General features: G+C 65.9%; 10 protein-coding genes and 1 tRNA gene. 3 read left to right on the top strand and 8 right to left on the bottom strand.

The genetic code is table 11. From position 1 onward, the window contains the following. Positions 1–83 precede the first annotated feature (83 nt). From KCG34_RS14135 to KCG34_RS14110, 6 genes are all read right to left on the bottom strand, one after another. Entirely contained in the window at positions 84–1,313 is a 1,230-nt protein-coding gene (locus tag KCG34_RS14135) for an HNH endonuclease (RefSeq protein WP_211936289.1), read from the bottom strand. Next, positions 1,313–2,779 (bottom strand): class I SAM-dependent DNA methyltransferase, encoded by a 1,467-nt coding sequence (locus tag KCG34_RS14130; protein WP_211936288.1) that lies wholly within the window; start codon positions 2,777–2,779, stop codon positions 1,313–1,315. The genes KCG34_RS14135 and KCG34_RS14130 overlap by 1 nt, the downstream gene beginning before the upstream one ends. After that, positions 2,776–4,143 (bottom strand): restriction endonuclease subunit S, encoded by a 1,368-nt coding sequence (locus KCG34_RS14125; RefSeq protein ID WP_211936287.1) that lies wholly within the window; start codon positions 4,141–4,143, stop codon positions 2,776–2,778. The genes KCG34_RS14130 and KCG34_RS14125 overlap by 4 nt, the downstream gene beginning before the upstream one ends. A gap of 98 nt (positions 4,144–4,241) precedes the next feature. Beyond that, positions 4,242–6,899 carry a type I restriction endonuclease subunit R gene (locus KCG34_RS14120; protein WP_211936286.1) on the bottom strand — a complete coding sequence of 886 codons (2,658 nt, stop codon included), beginning with the start codon at positions 6,897–6,899 and terminating at the stop codon, positions 4,242–4,244. A gap of 156 nt (positions 6,900–7,055) precedes the next feature. After that, positions 7,056–8,756, bottom strand: a complete 1,701-nt coding sequence (locus KCG34_RS14115; protein ID WP_211936285.1) for a site-specific integrase — start codon at positions 8,754–8,756, stop codon at positions 7,056–7,058. 89 nt (positions 8,757–8,845) lie between these two features. Further along, positions 8,846–8,932 (bottom strand) — tRNA-Leu (locus tag KCG34_RS14110). 173 nt (positions 8,933–9,105) lie between these two features. On the opposite strand from KCG34_RS14110, the gene KCG34_RS14105 reads away from it, so the two are divergent. Then, on the top strand, positions 9,106–10,074 hold the full coding sequence (locus KCG34_RS14105; RefSeq protein ID WP_211936284.1) for a complex I NDUFA9 subunit family protein: 969 nt from the start codon (positions 9,106–9,108) through the stop codon (positions 10,072–10,074). Between the two features lie 16 nt (positions 10,075–10,090). Here KCG34_RS14105 and KCG34_RS14100 read toward each other — a convergent pair whose 3' ends face one another. Continuing rightward, positions 10,091–10,912, bottom strand: coding sequence for an undecaprenyl-diphosphate phosphatase (locus KCG34_RS14100; RefSeq protein ID WP_211936283.1), 822 nt, complete (start codon positions 10,910–10,912; stop codon positions 10,091–10,093). 559 nt (positions 10,913–11,471) lie between these two features. Here KCG34_RS14100 and KCG34_RS14095 point away from each other — a divergent pair. Continuing rightward, on the top strand, positions 11,472–14,069 hold the full coding sequence (locus tag KCG34_RS14095) for an AIDA repeat-containing protein (RefSeq protein ID WP_211936282.1): 2,598 nt from the start codon (positions 11,472–11,474) through the stop codon (positions 14,067–14,069). A 12-nt stretch (positions 14,070–14,081) separates the two neighbouring features. Here KCG34_RS14095 and KCG34_RS14090 read toward each other — a convergent pair whose 3' ends face one another. Beyond that, positions 14,082–15,227: a citrate synthase family protein gene (locus KCG34_RS14090; protein ID WP_211940826.1), complete on the bottom strand. Its 1,146-nt coding sequence runs from the start codon at positions 15,225–15,227 to the stop codon at positions 14,082–14,084. 88 nt (positions 15,228–15,315) lie between these two features. Here KCG34_RS14090 and KCG34_RS14085 point away from each other — a divergent pair, with 88 nt between their 5' ends. Beyond that, positions 15,316–16,407 (top strand): citrate synthase/methylcitrate synthase, encoded by a 1,092-nt coding sequence (locus KCG34_RS14085; protein ID WP_211936281.1) that lies wholly within the window; start codon positions 15,316–15,318, stop codon positions 16,405–16,407. The last annotated feature ends 24 nt before the right edge of the window (positions 16,408–16,431 follow it).

Here is a 16,431-nt window from a genome sequence, read left to right as displayed (position 1 = left end):
GCTGTCGCGAAGGTGAGGACGATCCGGAAAGGCCTCGGCTACGCCCTCCGCCGGGCGCTTGGGTGCATCATCTGCCATGAAATCTACTGGTCGCCTGCGGCAGAGGTCGGCTCAAGGAACCGCGCCGCCCGTACCTCGCTCACGGTGAGTGGCGCGGTCACATGCAGTGCTTTGTGGTGAGCCCAGCGATGACAGGTCGGGCACAGGATCGCCAAGTGAGAAATGGTTGTTTCGCGCACCCCCAGCGCCAGCGGCTCGACGTGGTGGGCATCAAATAGAGCGCTTTTCTCGTCTGAAAAATCGCACGCTTCGCAGACCAGAACACCGCCGTTGCGCTCGCGGTTCGCCCTCTTGGCCTCGCGAGCTAGGTCTCCGCTGCGTTCAATTTGTAGCGCCGCTTTATAACGACGTTCACCTTCAGTGGCCTTCACCTTGGGGAACAAGGTGCTGACTTGGACGACCTTTCCCGGATCGGCAAACCCTGGAAGTGCCGGCACATCGTGTCGGAGGGCAAGCCTCCTGTCCTTCAACGCCGCCCACAGTCGATCTATGTCCGCGTCGTTGCGCTTCACGCCATCGTAGGCGTTCGCCAAAATGCGCCGGTCCGGGAAGCCGAGGTCTTCAATGAGGTCTGGATCGTCCTCTATGGCGTAAACCTCTGTGAGCACGACCGCGACCGGCCATTGCGCTAGTCGCTCAGAAAGCTCCGGATCGGACACGAACGCCGCCGTCTCGCCATACGCGCCAGAGACCCGGACCAACTCCAGCACTCGGCCTCTGAGGTCCGCTGTAACTTGTTCGCCTCCACCTATCGTCACCATGAAAGGCTGGGAGATCGACTTCTTGGCTACGTTGTGGGCGAGCGAAAAATGAAGCGTGTCTTTGGCCGACGGGTCGCCTCTGGACCCGAAGCACATGACGGGCGCGCTGGATTTCCCCCAGACAGCCTTGACTCCCATCAGATTATCAGGCGAGCCGACGACCTCAGCAAAGGTCAGCCAAGCCCCCTTCGGACGAAGTTCCTCAGGGAGATCCTCCGCAATGCGCGCGGGACCATATGTTTCGTCATAGAGCTGATCGAGGTCGATCCCGTTCGCCGTGATCCGCCCGCTGTACGTTGTCAGCCCGCGCCGCTGGCCAATCGCCTGACGAAGTGCTGTTAGGGAGATCAATCGGCCCCGCCAACGCAGCTGCCGGTCGTTCTCGACGACTACCAACTCGTCGGGATGTTGTTCGAGGACGACCCTGTCACCCGGCTTGAGGCCCATCTCGAAGAAGTTCTGCCTCGGCCGTCGTCTGATTGTGTCCGCCATCAAACGCCCTCGGTCACCTTGGCCAGCTCCAGCGCCACCTTGCGGAACTTCTCCAGCGCCGTTTCCAAGTTCTCCACGATCTCGGCCGCGACCTCGTCCGGCGGCGGCAGGCTGTCGGGGTCGATGTGGCCGTCGTCCTTCAGCCAGAAGATATCCAGGTTCAGCTTGTCGCGGGCGTCCAGCTCCTCGTAAGCGAACCGGCGGAACCGCTCGGTCTCCTCGCGCAGGTGGCGGCGGTGGTGGGGCTGGTAGCAGGCGACGAAGTCGTCGAGGTCGGCGCGCGTCAGCGGCCGCTCGCGCAGGGTAAAGCGCTGATTGGTGCGCAGGTCGTAGACCCATAGCGCCTGGGTGGCGATCCGCTCTCCACCGGCCACCTTTTCGAAGAACAGCGCGTTCGCCTTGACGCCCTGCTTGTAGAAAATCCCTGTCGGCAGGCGCAGCAGGGTGTGGAAGTTGAAGTCGCGCAGCAGCCGCCGACGCAACACCTCGCCCGCGCCGCCCTCGAACAGCACATTGTCGGGCAGCACCACCGCAGCCGTCCCGCCGGGCTTCAGGATGGTCATGATGTGCTGCAGGAAATTGAGCTGCTTGTTGCCGGTGGTGACGGTGAAGTCCTCGCGGACGTAGTCCTCCCGCTCGGTCTCGATGTCCCCTTCCTGGTTGACGATGCGGAACGACTGGCGTTTGCCGAACGGCGGATTGGCCAGCACCAGGTCAAAGCGCTCCCCCGTGTCGGAGAGGAGGGCGTCGCGGTTCTCGACAGGTGAGGCCGCGCCGCCGATACCATGCAGATAGAGGTTCATGGCGCACAGCCGCACGACCTCGGCGACGATGTCATAGCCCTTGAAGGCCCCGTCGCGCATCTTCTGGGAGACACGCCGGTCCTGGGCGGCGGGCTTGGCCTTCATGTGCTCATAGGCCGCCAGCAGGAACCCGCCCGTGCCGCAGGCGGGATCGCACACGGTCTCGCCGGGCTCGGGATCTACAACTTCCACCATGGCGTGGATCAGGACGCGCGGGGTGAAATACTGGCCGGCCCCGCTCTTCACCTCGCCCGCGTTGCGCTCCAGCAGGCCTTCATAGATGGCCCCCTTGGTGTCGACGTTGATCCCCATCCAGGTCTCGCCGTCGATCAGGCTGACCAGCCGCTGCAGCTTGGCCGGGTCGTTGATCTTGCTCTCGGCCTTCAGGAACAGGGTGCCGACGATGTCGGTGCGCTTCGAAAGCGCGACCAGGGCGGCCTTGTAGTGGGCTTCCAGCGCCTCTCCTGAGCGCGTGCGCAGGGTCGACCACTGGTATTCCGCCGGGATCATCGAAGGCTCACCCAGGAGCGTGGTGCGCTCCTCGTCCATCTTCAGGAACAGTAGGAAGCTGATCTGGCCGACATAGTCGCCGTAGCTGATGCCCTGGTCGCGCAGGACATGGGCATAGTTCCAAACCTTCGAGATGAGGGTGGCTTCGTTCATACGAGTTCACCTCGGAAGGCGGCGGAAAGGATGGATTGGCGAAGCGCAGCTGTAGCTGCAGATTGGCTTTCAATGATCGCAGTTCCCTCGTCAGCGTCCTGCGCTGACAATTGGTGCCGTCTAATGATCATCTCCTGTTCGAGGAGCGGCGGCACTGGTATCGGGATGCCTTCAAGGATTTCCTTGTTGAGCCCGGGGCGGGTTTGGCCTTGGGTGTTTCCAAATATTTCGGCGAGCGTTACGGGGTGCCCGCGCAGGCACAAGTTAACGAACATCGGCAGTACCACGTTCGTCGAAGGGGACATTCTATATAGATGTTTCGTTATTATTGCGTCTTCTATATCATCCGGAATGACGCAGGTCCTGCCAATTGTCGCCATTACTGTTATAACAATATCCCTCGGCCTTGCTTTATACTTGATCAATTGGTCAAATTTTTCTGGACTAATGCGATGGTTTGACCCAAGCGAAAAGAAACCGTCCCGCACGTTGTCGATACCGATAACCAGCTTCCCGGAGGCCTGGAACTCGGAGTGCAGCAAGCTGCTTCCGAATGGCCCGCTTTGGAAGGAACGCTCCTGCGTCGACACAATCTCAGCCAAGCTTAACCACGCCCAACCTTCAGGAAGGTCTGGGGGTTGATCAATTGTGGGGCGTTTCGGCTCAACGTAGGCCTTCCCCCTTCGCTGTGGATCGCGACTCCACGTCGCGCGCCGGTCAGTTAGGATGCGGTGGAGGAGGTCTCCGCCGGTTTCCGTTGGTGGGTTTTCGCGCCGCCAATCGGCGGTCAGTTCGCCAGTGACGGCCGACTTCAGGAGCGCTTTTCGGTAGGTCTCGACGCCGGCGCGGGCGTCTGCCAGAGCCGCTTCGCCGTCATCAATCTCGACGAACAGCTCTTCAACGCGACCCACTAACTGATCCTGCACCTCCAGCGGCGGAACGGGGATCGGTAGCGTTCTGAGATAATCAGTTGGAACGCGAAGCTGACCGGCGCTCCCCGACATGTTCCTGCGGGCGTCCTCACGTAGCGCGCGGCGCACGAGATAGAAAAAGACAAAGTGTGGGCGGAGCACGTCAGGTCGAATGACGTGGAACTCGGTTGATCCCGCAGCAACGCCGCCGGGCACCGCCGGGACAATCGCGATCTTGCCGTTTTCCATGCACGGCGTGATCTTCGCGAAGAGGACATCGCCGGTCTGGAACCGAGTGAAGCCTTTCGACACATCAGACGCCGTGCGCGTTTCGGTTAGCCGGATTGCGCCGCTTTCCTCCGCAACGGCCGCCATCGGCAGGAACGTGATTGGCTGGTCCGCATCGAGGTGGGTGAAGTCGGTTCGTGGATTGATCTCGGCGACATCACCCAAACGCTCCCATCGCCATCCCACGGGTATGTCCCACAGGGGTTCGACAGGCTCCGCCGACGCCTGAACCGCGCGCTTACCCCTAGCCACCCACTACCCCCTCAAGCCACCAGCGCGCCGGTCAGATCTTCAATCAGCTCAGGCAACCGCGTCCCGAACGCGGCCCTGGCCGCGACGACGCCGCCCTTGCTGGAAAACGTGGGCTGGTCCTGAAGGTCGCGGAGGGAAAGGTCAATGTTGGCGGCGAGGTGATCACGGATCGCTTCCAGCCAGGACGCCTGCTCAGCGGTATAGGTTCGCCCCGCCTTGGCCTCGCGGCCGAGCCAGAGATTGAACCTCGCGACCATGTCCACCGACAGCGGCGCGAGCGTGTCCTGTTGATGCAGGGCGAAGCGAACCAGGGCGACCATGTCGGTGAGCACCCTGGCCGGATCGCTTTTGATCGCCCCCTTGGACAGCCGCTTGTAGGCTGACCAGACGCCCATTGGCTCCAGCAGCCAGGGCGGCCGAGCGAGCGCCCTTCGCAGGTCCTCCAGGCTCTCATAGGTCAGCCGCTTCTGGGCGTAGGGCTTGCCATAGAGGATCGACAAGGCGGCCAGCTCGTCCTGGTTTTCTTCCAGGAACGCCTCGAACTTCAGTGTCAGCTCGCGCGCCGCCTTCTCGTCGAACCCGGTGGAGACCACCGCGTCCGGGCTGAAGACGTCGATCACGACCTCGCTCTGGGTCTTCAGTTCCACCAGCAGCTTGCGCAGGGCGGGATTGTCGCTGAGCGGGCGCAGGGCCTCGTCGCGCAGCCGCTTGGCCGTGGCGTCGAACTTGGCGTCGCTGATGGGCGGCGCGTGTTCCCGCTCGGCAGCCTCGGTGATGCGGTCGTTGTCCATGCTGTCCATCAGCCCGGCAGCGATCTCGGTCAGGCTCCGCCCGCCTGCCCGCTCGGCGACGAGATCCTGGTCCTGGGACGCGAGCTTTCTGGCCAGCGCCGCCAGCCGCACGGCCAGGGACGAGACCACCTCGGGATCATTGCGGCCACTGGCGACATGCTCCAGCAACTTGTCGAAGCTGACCTTCGGCTTCTGCTCCAGGGGCGGCGAGATGGTTTTGGCGCTCTCGCTGACGCCCACCGCGTCGATCAGGATGAAGCGGTCCTTGCCCTTTGCGTCGGGGGTGACGTTGATCAGGTCCGCCGTGTTGATCGTGCGGACGCCCCGCCCCTTCATCTGCTCGAAATAAAGGGCTGACTTCACGTCGCGCATGAAGATCAGCACCTCGACCGGCTTGATATCGGTGCCGGTGGCGATCATGTCGACCGTCACGGCGATGCGCGGATTGTATTGGTTGCGGAAGGCGGCGATCAGCTCCTCAGGCGACACGCCGGTCACCCGGTAGGTGATCTTCTTGGCGAACTCGTTGCCCTTGCCGAAAACCTCGCGGGCGATGTGGACGATCTCCTCGGCGTGATGGTCATCCTTGGCGAAGATCAGGGTCTTGGGGACCTCGGTGCGGCCGGGGAACAGCTCGGTCGGCAGGGTGTCGCGGTAGGTCTCCAGCACCGTGCGGATCTGGTTCGGCGCGATCACCGACCGGTCCAGCTCGGTCGGCGAATAGACCAGATCGTCGGCCAGTTCCTCATAGCGCTGCCGGCGGGTGTGGCGATCTCGTTTGGGCACGGTGAAGCCAGACGGCACCTTGCCGCCGCGCTCGCCGATCTCGGTGCGGATGCGGAACACCTCGAACGGCACGTTGACGCCGTCGATCACCGAGCGCTCGTAGGGATACTCGGCCACCAGGTTCTTCTGGAAGTAGCCCAGGGTGTGGACCGATGGAGTGGCGGTCAGGCCGATCTGGAAGGCGTCGAAGTAATCCAGCACCTGCCGCCAGCGGCCATAGATCGAGCGGTGGCACTCGTCGATCACCACCACGTCGAAGGTCTCGGGCGGCATGTTTTGGCTGTAGGCAACCTCTTGGGCCGGCGCGCGGTCATCGGCTTCGAAGGCGCTGGCTTCCTCATCCTCCTCCGACAGCTCGGAGCCAACCAGTTGCGAATAGACCCGCTGGATGGTGGAGATGACGACCTTGGCGTCCGGGTCGAGCCCCGCCAGCCCGAGCCGCTGGACGTTGTAGAGTTCGGTGAACAGCCGCCCCGTGCCCGGCGGACGATAGGCCTGGAACTCCTTGAGTGTCTGTCGGCCCAGGTTATTGCGATCCACCAGGAACAGGACGCGCTTGGCGTTGGCATGGGCCAGCAGGCGATAGGCGGTGGTGGCGGCGGTGAAGGTCTTGCCCGCCCCCATGGTCATCTGGATGAGCGCCTTGGGCCTGCCCTGGGCGAGCGAGGTCTCCAGGCCGGTGATGGCTTCGATCTGGCAGTCGCGCAGACCCTCGGTCACCAGGGCGGGCATGTGGGTCAGCCGCCGACGCAGCGACGAGCCGTCCAGAAGGCGCTCCAACAGCGTTTCCGGCCGATGGAAGCTGAAGACCTTGCGTGACCGCTGCTCGGGATCGGCGCGGTCGCTGAACAGGATTTCCGAGCCGCTGGCCTCGTAGTCGAAGCGCAGGGGATCGCCCCAGTTGGCGAGGTGGCCGGGAAGCTGCTGCTGGTAGCCCTTCGCCTGCTCCGCCACGCCGGACAAGGTCGTGCCCTCGGGCTTCGCCTCAATGACGCCGCAGGCTTTGCGGTCAACGATGAGCAGGTAGTCGCAAGGACCCGTCGAGAGCGGGTATTCCCGCACAGCGACGCCCAGCCCCGCACCGATGTTCATTTCGGCGCGGTCCTGTATGACCCACCCAGCGGCCTGTAGCTGGGCGTCAATGAGCTGGCGTGCTCTTTCCTCTGGCGTGGCCATCGAAAACAACTATGGCCTGCGAACCTGGCTGAGAGCAACTACGGCTTAGGCCGTTGGCCGCCAGCACGCGCTCTATGCAGCACGCGCGCCGTCGCCGTCCTTGCCGCCGGGCACTCTCACCGTGTCGAAGCGCACCAGTTCCAACTTCCCCAGCAGCTTCTTCATCTTGTAGCCGTTGCCGTATGCGGCGGCTGAAGCGTCATTGCCGCGCTTGCGGCCCGACAGGACGGCACCCTCCAGTGTGCCGAAGATCTCCGCGTCGCGAAGGGCGTCTTCGAAGGTGTGTCGGAAGGAGTGCAGCGTCAGCTTGCTGTCCGTGAGACCGCGCTTGTCGAGCAGCCGGCCGAACCAGTCGGAAACATGGTCGCCGAAGTGGCCCTTCGCGTTCGCCTGCGCCTCGGGGAACAACTGCTCGTCGCCGCTGGCCCTGCGCTCGGCGACGTAGTCGAGAAAGCCGAGCTGGATCAGTTCAGGGTGGATCGGCAGGTAGCGCTTGCTAGGCCCGTTTTTCAGTGGCCGAAGCTTGTTGGGCCGGAGGTTGATCACCGGGACGCCGTCACGTTCCTCGACCTCACTTGTAAGCAGCCCGCATGGCTCGCCGATGCGGAGGCCGTGATAAAGGCAAATGAGCGGCCCCCAGTAGAGCGACGGCTTGTCGTTCGGGGCCGTCTCTCGCGTCGACCAAGGCGCGCCATTGAAGATCAGGGCCAGTTGGTCGTCGGTGAATGGGTCCCGCTTGTCCTCCGGCGCGACGTCATCGACCACGCGGAGGCCGATGAACGGGTTCGACGTGATCCACTGCTCGTCCTTAGCCCATTCGAACAGCGCCTTCGTGTGCGCCATGTAGCTGTCGTTCATGGTTTTCGCCGAGATCGTCGGCCGACCCAGAGACTGCGCCGTGGCGATGGCGGCCGGTATCGGCAGCTTCGACAGCTCGGGATCGTTGCCGAGCCCCTTCGGCAACTGCTTGACCACGTCGAGCAACTTGCGGGCTTCCTCTCGGTCTACCGAGCGCACGTCGCGGTTTGACCCTATGCAGTCGCGCAGGAGCTTGTAGACCGGCTTCTGGGCCTGCTTTGTCGAAAGCGACAGCTTGTCGGACCTATCGGCCGTGCTGGCGGTGATCAACTCGTCGAGGGTCCTGATCTTCGCGCCGCCGGTCGGGGGCTCATAGCTCGCCAGATCGTCGAGGACCGTATCAGCCGGCTTGAAACCGAACTCGCCGCGCATGTGGGCCAGCGCGCGTTCCTCCATGGCGATCCAGGCGCGCATCAGGGTCTGGCAGAGGAGCCCGAAGCTCGGGTCGTCGCGGTCAACATTGAGGCCGGCGCGTTCGAGAACGCCCTCAACGATGGGGTAGAGCGTCGTGTAGTCGCCTAGGCCCAGACGTTCGCGCTGGGCCGCCAGCCTCTGCTCAACTCGGGCCAGATGGTCCCGCCGCTGCGCGATGGCTTGTGGGTCGAACTGCTTGGGCCGCGCATCCACCTTGAACGCGCCCTGCGCGTCGCGGAACCACCGGGCGACCACCAAGGTAATCTCGCCTTCGCCCAGGGGTCGGGGTTTGCCCTCAAGTTGTTTGCCCTTCGCCTGGGCGACGGCCGCGTGAAACTCTTGCTGGGCGGCGGTGAGGAGAATTACCGCCTCTTCCCGCGAACTGGTGCCGAGCGCCTTCTTGAAGGAGCCGTTGCCGAGCGTGCTCCAGACCTCTTTTGGCCAGCGGATGCGGCAATACCAGCGACCATTCCGCTGGTGCAGATACTGTGTGTTTCTCATGGTCCCTCAGGTCCGTGTGTCCCGGTTTTGTGTCCCAGGGACGCCTAAAACCTGAAGAAAACCAACAGCATCAACCCCTTGAGAAGGGGTGGTGCCCAGGAGAGGACTCGAACCTCCACGGCCGTTAAGCCACTGGCACCTGAAGCCAGCGCGTCTACCAATTCCGCCACCTGGGCCCGATCGCAAGACCGATCGAAGGGCGCGACGGATAGACGGGGAGAAATCGACAGTCAATGGCCAAGTCGGCGACATTTCGTCAAATGCGGCCGAACACCGTGCATTGCGTGCGGCGGGCCGCTCCGCTATCCCCTGCCGGACGGCTCAGGCCGCGACTTTCGAGGCGGGACGAATGCAAGGACTGGTGACGGTTTTCGGCGGCTCGGGCTTCATCGGCGCGCAGGTGGTTCGCGCCCTGGCCAAGCGCGGCTATCGCGTGCGGGTGGCCGTGCGCCGGCCGGGCCTGGCCTACAAGATGCGCATGCTGGGCGACGTCGGCCAGATCGAGGTGGTGCAGGCCAATGTCCGCGCCCCGGCGTCGGTGGCGCGCGCCCTCGAGGGCGCCCAGGCTTGCGTCAACCTCGTGGGCGTCCTGTACGAGGCCGGCCGGCAGAAGTTCCAGAGCCTGCACGCCATGGGCGCGCACAACATCGCCGAGGCCGCCGCCGCGGCGGGGGTGGCCAGCCTGGTGCAGGTCTCGGCCATCGGCGCCGATGCGTCGAGCCCGGCCAAATATGCCCGCACCAAGGCGCTGGGCGAGGCCGAGGCGCGCAAGGCCTTCCCAGGGGCGGTGATCCTGCGCCCCTCGATCGTGTTCGGCCCGGGCGACCACTTCTTTAACCGCTTCGGCCAGATGGCCGCCCTGTCGCCGGTGCTGCCGCTGATCGGCGGCGGCGAGACCCTGTTCCAGCCGGTGTTCGTGGGCGATGTGGCCTCGGCGGTCGCCGCCTGCGTCGCTGACCCGTCGACCGCGGGCAAAACCTATGAGCTAGGCGGCCCCGCCACCTACAGCTTCAAGGCGCTGATGCAGCTGATGCTGCAGGTGATCGGCCGCCATCCGTTCCTGGCGCCGATTCCCTTCCCGCTGGCCAAGCTGATCGGGACGGTCGGCGACGCCGTGGCCGCCGTCTCGCCCTTCCCGCCGCCGCTGACCGCCGACCAGGTCGAACTGCTGAAGGTCGACAATGTGGTGGCCAAGGGCGCCCTGGGCCTCGGCGACCTGGGGATCAGCCCGACCGCGGTCGAGGTGGTGATCCCCGCCTACCTGTTCCGCTACCGCAAGGGCGGCCAGTACGCCGAGGCCCTGGCCAGCGGGGCGTAAGGCCTCCTGCGACGGCCTATCCCGCCGCCGCGTGGGCGAAGAAGTAGAGCCAGATCAGGCCGCCGCCGCCGACCAGAATCCGCCAGATGGCGAAGACGGCGAAGCCGTGCCGCGCCAGGAAGTCGATGAAGGTCTTGATCGCCAGGAGGCCGGCGGCGAACGAGACCACGAAGCCGATGGCGATGATGCCGGCGTGGCTCATGTCGATGTCGTGGCGGCTCTTCCAGGCGTCGAGGGCGAAGGCGCCGGCCATGGTCGGTATGGCCAGGAAGAACGAGAACTCGGCCGCCGCGCGCCGCTCGACGCCCAGGAGCAGCGAGCCGGCGATGGTGGCGCCCGAGCGCGACACGCCAGGGATCAGGGCCAGGCACTGGGAGACGCCGATCAGCAGCGACTTTACGAACGGAATCTTCTCCGAGCTGTCGATCACCGGCGCCGGGCGGAAATGGTCCAGCAGCCACAGCACGATCCCGCCGATCAAGAGCGACCAGCAGATCAGCCGGGGGCTCTCGAACAGCACCTTCTTGATCACGTCGTGCAGGCCGAAGCCCAGGATGAAGGCCGGGACCAGGGCTATGGCCAGGCTGGCCACGAACCGCCGAGCCGCCGGATCGGAGGGCAGCCGCAGGGCCACGTGCAGCAGCCGGTTGAAGTAGAGCGCCACCACCGCCAGGATCGCGCCCATCTGGATCAGCACGATGAAGGTGTCCCAGAAGCCGTCGGGCAGGCCCATCAGCATCTTGGTCAGGAGCAGGTGGGCGGTCGACGAGACAGGGATGAATTCGGTGATCCCCTCCACAAGTCCGAGCAGGATTGCGGTCAAGCCGTCGTGCGTCATGAAACCCCCAGGGCCAAGGTCGTGATCGATTCGCATATAGCCGGGCGGGCTCGGCCGGTCTCAACAATTCGTCGCAAGGGAGCATGGCCACGCTCGGCTGACCGGGACCTGACGGCCCGGAGGCGAGCTGTGCGGGCGTCATTCAACCAAAGGGCGTTGTCGTCAGATTTTCGCAATACCACAGCGCGTCTCGCCGCTTCGCCAACGGAGGCGTTGGGGGGAGGGGGTGCGACGGAAAACGCAATAGATTGCAGCAGCCGCACAGGTCGCGCATCGGCGCTGCTCCCGAAGGCCCGTGTCGATCAAGGTCTAATTCGTCAGATTAGAGACTAGTGACCTTCGTCACTCTGGGTTCGCGCCTGCGTTACCCGGCTTAAAAAGATGTAACGTTGTTCTCTTTTTTCGATTTCAGGTCTTCCGCTACGCTTGGGGCGGTATTAGAAGGTCGTGGTAAAGCCACGCTGTCCCCAAAGGCGAACTCGCGCTGCGATGCTCCGGGGTGGCGGCGCTCGCACGAGTGCGCGTTTTTGGCGTATCCGACATTCCTGGGGACACCACGATGACCATCGTCAGTTCGGGCCAGATTCAGTACGTGCTATCCGGCCAAGTCATTCAAAGCACCACCGTGCTGAGCGGGGGCGAGCAATTCGTCTACAGCGGGGGCGAGGCCGACTACGCCACCGTCTCGTCGGGCGGGTTCGTCGACAACTACGGCCTTGAATTCGGCGCCTCGAACGCCGGTGTCGACTTCGTCGAGAGCGGCGGCGTCACCGCCTACGGCAGCGTCGGCTCGGGCGGCAATCTGTACGTCTTTTCGTCGGGCGAGTCCGAATCGGAAACCGTCTCGGCTTCCGCGATCCAGACGATCTTCACCGGCGGGCTGGACCAATACAGCCTCATCTCCGGCACGCAATCCAACTACGGCACGGTCAACTACGACACGATCGAGGGCTTCTACGCCTACCAGTATATAGAGAGCGGCGGCGTGGCCTTCGGCGACGCCATCAGCAACCAGGGCTACGTCTCGGTTATGAGCGGGGGGCTGGACAGCGGCGCCGCCATCGGCAGCGGCGGGGTCGAGTTCATTCTCGTCGGCGGGGAAGCCGCCGCGGCGACGGTCGGCAGCGGGGGCATCCAGAACGTAGAGCAGGGCGGCCTCGCGATCAGCACGACCGTGTTGGCGTCGGGCTCCCAAGTCGTCTACCTCGGCGGCCAGGACGAATATTCGACCATCTCGTCCGGCGGCGCTCAGACCGTCTACGGCCTCGCCGAGTACGACATCATCGCCTCGGGCGGGGTCGAGACCGTCCAATCCGGCGGCCTGACCTTCTCCCAAACCGTGGCGGGCGTGGGCTCGCAGACGATCCTGGCGGGCGGCCTGGATGAATACAGCCTGATATCGGGCACGCAATACGACTACGGGTCGGCGCAGTTCGACACTATCGTCGGCGCCTATTCCTATCAGTACATCGAGAGCGGCGGCGCCGCGTTCGGCGACCTGATCAGCGGCGCAGGCTACACCTACGTATCGAGCGGCGGCGTCGACACCAGCGCCACCGTCGGCAGCGGCGGGGTCGAGTTTGTCTATGCTGGCGGCAAGGTCAGCGGGACATCGGTCCAGAGCGGCGGCGTACTGGCCTTGTATCCTGGCGCCCTCGCCGTCGGGGCTAATGTCAACAGCGGCGGCGTGCTCGAACTCCTCATTCCCGTACTCTCGGCGGGTGTCACCCTGTCGGCCGGCCTCTATACGGCGGCGAAGACGGTCAGCGGCGTCGCGGTCAAGGCGGGCGGGATTGTCGACATTGTCAGCGCCACGGTGCTGAGCGGCGGGGTGCTGCAGACCCTGTCCGGCGGTATCGACTACAACGCCGTGGTCAGCAGCGGCGGCGTCGCCTATGTCCATTCGGGGGCGGACCTGCTCTCGGCGACCATTCGCAATGGCGGCCATGACTCGGTCCTTGCGGGCGGGGCCTCGACCGATACGATCATCTCTGCCGGCGGTTTCGAGACCACCAGTTCAGGCGCGATCGCCTACAACCCGTTCATCTCCAGCGGCGGCTTCGAATACGTCTCGTCCGGCGGCGTGGTCAGCAACGCTCAGGTGAGCGCCGGCGGCCATGACACGATCTATGGCAAGGCGTTCGGGACGGTCGTCAGCGGGACGGGCGCCTTCGAGGTGGTCAGCTCGACCGGCATCGCCAGCGGCACGACCCTGACCGCCGGCGCGGTGCAGTATGTCGGGCCGGGGGCCACGGCCAACGGCACCATCATCCTGGCCGGCGCCCACACCCACATCAGCGGTGGGGGGGTGGCCAGCGGCACCCAGATCTCCAGCGGCGGCTTCCAGAGCCTGTCCGGCGGGGTCGGCATCGCCAATGTGGTGTCGTCCGGCGGGGTGCTCTATGCGATCTCCGGCGGGGTGGCGAGTTCGACGATCGTGCTCAGCGGCGGCCATGACAGCCTGCTGCTCAGCGGCAAGGCGGTGAACACCACCCTCTCCAGCGGCGGGGCCGAGAACGTCGAGTCCGGCTCAGTCGCGGTCAATACCCTGGTGCTCTCGGGCGGGCACCAGTACGTGTTCTCCGGCGGCGTCGCCAGCGGCACGACGGTCAACAGCGGCGGCATCGTCACCGTCTCGTCCGGCGGCAATATCGCCGCCGGCCTGACCATCAACGGCGGCCTGGTCATCGATTCCGGGATCATCGGCGCGGGCCAGACGGTCGGCTTCTTGGGTACCGGCGGCGACATCAAGATCTTCAACACCGGCGGGTTCGCGGCGAAGATCTCCGGCTTCGTCCTCGGCGACACCATCGATCTGGACACCTTCGCCTACAACGCCAGCGAGACGGCGAGCTGGACCCAGAACGGGACCAGCGGAACGCTGACGATCACCGACGGCGCGCTGGTCGAGCAACTGACCCTGATCGGGACCTACGTCACCAGCAACTTCAAGCTGGCCAACGACGGCGCCGGCGGCACGGCGATCCACGATCCGCCGGTGGGCGGGGCGGCCACGACGACCCTGTTCGCCCAGAACGCGGCGGCGATGGGCGGGCATGGCGGCGGCTTTGCGCCCACCAACTCCACGACCTCCAACTGGGGAGCCGCAGTCACCAGCGCCCTAGTCCCCAGCGGGGGCACGTCCGGAAGCGTCTGATCCGGCTTCCGCTCAGTCCAGCGCCGGCCCCACATAGCGCGCCCGCGGGCGGATGAGGTGGCCGGTCTGGACCTGCTCCAGGGCGTGGGCCAGCCAGCCGGCGCAGCGGGCGGTGGCGAAGAGCAGGAAGGCGGCGTCAGCCGGCAGCTTGCGCGTGACCGCGAGGCCGGTCAGGGCAAAGTCGACATTGGCCAGATGGCCGGTGGCGGCTTCGGCCGTGCGGCGCACCTCGTCGAACAGGGGCGGGGGCTCGAAGGCTTCGAGCAGGCAGCGCGCCCTTGGGTCTCCGGCTGGATAGAGCGGGTGGCCGAAGCCCGGGATCGGCTGGCCGAGGGAGAGGCGGCCGGCCACCGCTGCGCCTGGCCCCAGTCGCTCCGCCTCCAGCAGGAAGGCCTGGACCCTCGGCGCCATGCCGCCATGCAGCGGCCCCGACAGGGCGGCGAGGCCGGCCAGGGCCGCGGCCGCCAGAGAGGCGCCGGTGGACGCCGTCACCCGCGCGGCGAAGGTCGAGGGGTTGAGTTCGTGGTCGGCCAGCAGCACCAGGGCGCGGCGGATCAGGTCCGCGCCGGCGGTATCCTGCCCCCAGGCTGCGGCGAGTCGCTCGTGGATCAGGCCTTCGCCGGTCTCGCCGGCCACCGCATCGGCGAAGAGGTGCAGCAGGCTGACCGCCTCGGCCGCCAGGGCCAAGGGCGCGCGGCCGCGCGCCGGAGCGTCCGCGCCTGCGCGCGCCGCTAGGGCTGCGAAAGCCCGCGCCGTGCCTGTGGTTCCTGGCGGCGGCGGATCGGCCTGACGGCGTTTCAGCGCCACGCCGTCGCCGCCACGCAGCAGGCGCGCCACGGCCTCGAGCGTCTCATGCTCAGCCAAGAGGGCGGCGTCGCGGCCGCGATAGAACAGCCGGCCGCGGTGGATGGTGGTGATGGCCGAGGGCAGCACCGGCTCGCCCCAGGCGATAGCGTCCTGAGCGACCTGCTCGGCCTTGCGGCTCTTGGCCTTGCTGCGGGACAGGCGGTCGATGTCCTCGGCCCGGTAGAGGCTCTTGCGGGGGTCGTCCTCGTCCGTGCGCGCCTCGATGCGGCCACGGCTGACATAGGCGTAGAGGGTCTGGGCGCGCACGCCGAGACGCTCCTGAGCTTCCGTCGAGGTCAACCATTCAAGCATTATCATCAACGTTGATTATATTGATCAAGATTGACGGTATCACGGTTCTGGCGAGAGAACAGCTGCGAAATATGCAAGGAGCTGTTCCATGTCCGATGGCCTTGAAGGCGTGATCGCCGCCGACACCATCCTGTCCGAAGTCGACGGCGAGGCTGGCCGTCTGGTGATCCGCGGCCGCTCGCTCGACGACCTGTCGGGCCAGGCCCGGTTCGAAGAGGTGATGGCGCTGCTTTTCGCCGGCTTCTTCGACGGCTTGCCCGACGAGGCGGGCCTGAGCGAGGCTTTGGGCCGTGCTCGCGCCGAGGTGTTCCGCGAAACCGCCGCCCTTGACGCGGGGCTTAAGGCGCTCGGCCCGATCGAGGCGGTACGCGCCCTGACTGCCCGGCTGCACGATGGCGACGACCTGGCTGTAGCCTTGCGGCTGGTGGCCGCGCCGGCGGTGTTCACCCCCGCCGTGGTTCGCGCCCGACAGGGCCTGGCGCCCATCGCCCCCGATCCCTCGCTGAGCCACGCCGCCGACATCCTGCGCATGGTCAAGGGGCGGCCGGCGAGCGCGGCCGAGGCGGCGGGCCTGGACGCCTATCTGGTCACAGTTTCGGACCACGGCCTCAATGCCTCGACCTTCGCCGCCCGGGTGATCGCCTCCACCCGCGCCGGCCTGACCTCGGCGGTGCTGGGCGGGATCAGCGCGCTGAAGGGGCCGCTGCACGGCGGCGCGCCCGGGCCGGTGATCGAGATGCTGGACCAGATCGGCGAGCCGCAGAACGCCCGCGCCTGGATCGAGGCGGCGCTGGACCGCGGCGATCGGCTGATGGGCTTCGGCCACCGGGTCTATCGCGTGCGCGACCCCAGGGCCGATGCGCTGAAGCAGGCGGTCAGGGTGATGGGCGAGGGCTCCAACGCCCTGCCGGGCCGGCTGGCCTTCGCCGAGGCGGTGGAGAGCGCGGCCCTGGCGATCCTGAAGGAACGCAAGCCCGACCGCTCGCTGCAGACCAATGTCGAGTTCTACACCGCGCTGCTGCTCGAGGCCCTGGCCTTCCCGCCCGAGGCTTTCACCTGCGTCTTCGCCATGGGCCGGGTCGCGGGCTGGATCGCCCACGCCCGCGAGCAGCTGGCCGGCGGCCGCCTGATCCGGCCCCAGTCGCGCTATGTCGGCCCGGAGCCGCGGATAGCGGCTTGAGCGAGCGCGCCGGGGCCGGGGCCG

The sequence above is a fragment of the Phenylobacterium montanum genome, from assembly GCF_018135625.1.
GTDB lineage: Bacteria > Pseudomonadota > Alphaproteobacteria > Caulobacterales > Caulobacteraceae > Poindextera > Poindextera montana.
This window is presented reverse-complemented; position numbering and strand designations above follow the sequence as displayed.

Excerpts from the sequence above, each read along its gene's own strand:
- KCG34_RS14095 (WP_211936282.1), top strand. The coding sequence starts at position 11,472 with ATGACCATCGTCAGTTCGGGCCAGATTCAGTACGTGCTATCCGGCCAA.
- KCG34_RS14085 (WP_211936281.1), top strand. The coding sequence starts at position 15,316 with ATGTCCGATGGCCTTGAAGGCGTGATCGCCGCCGACACCATCCTGTCC.
- KCG34_RS14105 (WP_211936284.1), top strand. The coding sequence starts at position 9,106 with ATGCAAGGACTGGTGACGGTTTTCGGCGGCTCGGGCTTCATCGGCGCG.
- KCG34_RS14120 (WP_211936286.1), bottom strand. The coding sequence starts at position 6,899 with ATGAACATCGGTGCGGGGCTGGGCGTCGCTGTGCGGGAATACCCGCTC.
- KCG34_RS14100 (WP_211936283.1), bottom strand. The coding sequence starts at position 10,912 with ATGACGCACGACGGCTTGACCGCAATCCTGCTCGGACTTGTGGAGGGG.
- KCG34_RS14130 (WP_211936288.1), bottom strand. The coding sequence starts at position 2,779 with ATGAACGAAGCCACCCTCATCTCGAAGGTTTGGAACTATGCCCATGTC.
- KCG34_RS14090 (WP_211940826.1), bottom strand. The coding sequence starts at position 15,227 with ATGCTTGAATGGTTGACCTCGACGGAAGCTCAGGAGCGTCTCGGCGTG.
- KCG34_RS14115 (WP_211936285.1), bottom strand. The coding sequence starts at position 8,756 with ATGAGAAACACACAGTATCTGCACCAGCGGAATGGTCGCTGGTATTGC.
- KCG34_RS14135 (WP_211936289.1), bottom strand. The coding sequence starts at position 1,313 with ATGGCGGACACAATCAGACGACGGCCGAGGCAGAACTTCTTCGAGATG.